This is a genomic window from Nostoc sp. (assembly GCF_035638895.1).
GTDB lineage: Bacteria > Cyanobacteriota > Cyanobacteriia > Cyanobacteriales > Nostocaceae > Nostoc.
In genome coordinates, this window is sequence record NZ_DASQZC010000297.1 from 1 (window position 1) to 1,906 (window position 1,906).

Genomic DNA, 1,906 nt, shown 5'->3' on the forward strand with positions numbered 1-1,906 from the left:
AGCTGTTGAGTCCATGCTTTGAACCTCAATTATTAAGTATATATACTTTCACTCATTAGAATGATTTAAAGTAACTGTCATAAGTAATAAGAAACTGCCTTGAAACTGAATCTTTAGGTAAAAATTAGAATAATTACAACTTACCTAAAGACAAAGGAAAGTGCAAAGATTCATTCACGAGTATCAAAGACTCATCAGGAGAATTTTAATACTCATTAAAGCCTTTTGACTTTTGAGAGCCAGTTTCTAGCCTGGGGGAACGCTAAGAACGTACCTTGCTTCTCCGTAGGGGTACAAGTCAGCACCACAAGGGCGCACTGGCTCCTTTTGACTTCCGCCTTGCGGTACTAGTGTTGATGCACTCGCTCTAGTAACCATAATGAAGCGATAGTACCCACAAAATGAGCAGCAATGCCGTTGATGTTTGCTACAGCGACAAAAACATCCAGCGCCCGAATAAGTCTGTAGGGATCAGTAATTGCAACTCCTGGAGGTTGGGATATAGATTTTGCCACTAGCACTAACACAGTTGATCCAGCACCCAAAAGAGTTAATAATATTCCCACTAAACCTGCAATTATTCCCAATCGGATGATTGTAGTTGTATCTGCCTTACTCAAATGCAGCGCTGGATTAGGATTTTCTAGACTTTTGCCTATACGAGTGTAACGAAAATCCCAATACACAGAGAACAACAACACTACAACACCACACGCAGCCCAAAACATACCTACCCCAAGACCAACATTCGGTTGTTCCACAACCCCACGACCAGTCAAAGCAAATAACAAAGCTAAACCAGAAACCACTGCAAGTCCCAATTGTATCCAGAAAGCAATCCAGCCTGTAAGCCGAATAGTATTACCAATTCCTCGAGTTTCTGGTGCTTGCGAACTCCTTTCTGATTTAGTTTGCATATAAATTACCATTAAACCTAATTGCCTTATTCCCCTATTACCAAGAATATTTCCACGGTTCGCCCTATACCCCCATCCTTAGACATAATTTCGTGGGGAGTAGGGAGTGGGGAGTCGGGAGCAGGGGAGGCAGGGGAGGCAGGGGAGAAATAACCAATGCTCAATACTTCTCTACGAGAGGCTGCGCGAACGCTCAGTACAAGTGCCCAATTCCCAATGCCATAATTTAAAATCCTGCCAAACGATGTGAAGGTTTCAAACTCAGGGGTGATGAGTAATTAGCAACTAAATTGACAAAATCACACTATAAAGAGTGATATTAAGCGATAGATAGCGCTTGTAAAGGAATAACGGCCATGATTAAATCTTGGATGGTGATTGGAGGTGTCGCTTTCTTAGTTGCTTTAGCAGCTAACGTGATTACACCTAATGATCGCCAATGGTTCAAGCGCTTACAACGACCGAGATGGCTAACTTTTGAGGGTGCGATTCCTATTATCTGGACTGTAATATTCATTTGCGGTGCTTGGTCAGCTTATATAGTCTGGGAAAAAGACCCCAGAAGCACCTCAACCTGGTTAATCATGGGTTTATACTTGCTTTTAGAAATTGTAACCATTGCCTATACACCTGTAATGTTTAAGCTTCGCAGCCTGAAAGTCGGTACAATTCTGGGTGGTACAGGTTTTATCATTTCTGCTTTATTGATACTTGCAGTTTTAAGTATTTCTGGCTGGGCAGCACTATTACTAGTTCCTTATTTACTGTGGAGTCCCATTGGTACTTATACCACTTGGCAGATGATCCGTCTCAATCCTCAAGATGCCTAGTACCGCAGGGCGGAAGTTAAAAGTCAAAAGTCAAAAGTATTATAGAATTGCTTTCTGTATCTGGATTTTGTGAATCTATCGGTCACAATTCTTTTCAGATTGGCATAAGATTCGCACCAGGGAATGATTAAACATATAGCCTAAATTGTCAAACTTGCA

At 41.5% G+C, this 1,906-nt stretch carries 2 protein-coding genes; one reads left to right on the forward strand and one right to left on the reverse strand.

Features of this window, described 5'->3' with window-relative positions; translation table 11 throughout:
* Window positions 1-347: 347 nt before the first annotated feature.
* Complete coding sequence (locus VE944_RS14475; RefSeq protein ID WP_324978122.1) at window positions 348-917, reverse strand: DUF3611 family protein; 570 nt, start codon at window positions 915-917, stop codon at window positions 348-350.
* Between the two features lie 356 nt (window positions 918-1,273).
* Here VE944_RS14475 and VE944_RS14480 point away from each other — a divergent pair, with 356 nt between their 5' ends.
* The gene (locus tag VE944_RS14480; protein ID WP_324978124.1) at window positions 1,274-1,747 is read left to right on the forward strand and encodes a TspO/MBR family protein; all 474 of its coding nucleotides are present in this window, start codon (window positions 1,274-1,276) and stop codon (window positions 1,745-1,747) included.
* Window positions 1,748-1,906 lie beyond the last annotated feature (159 nt).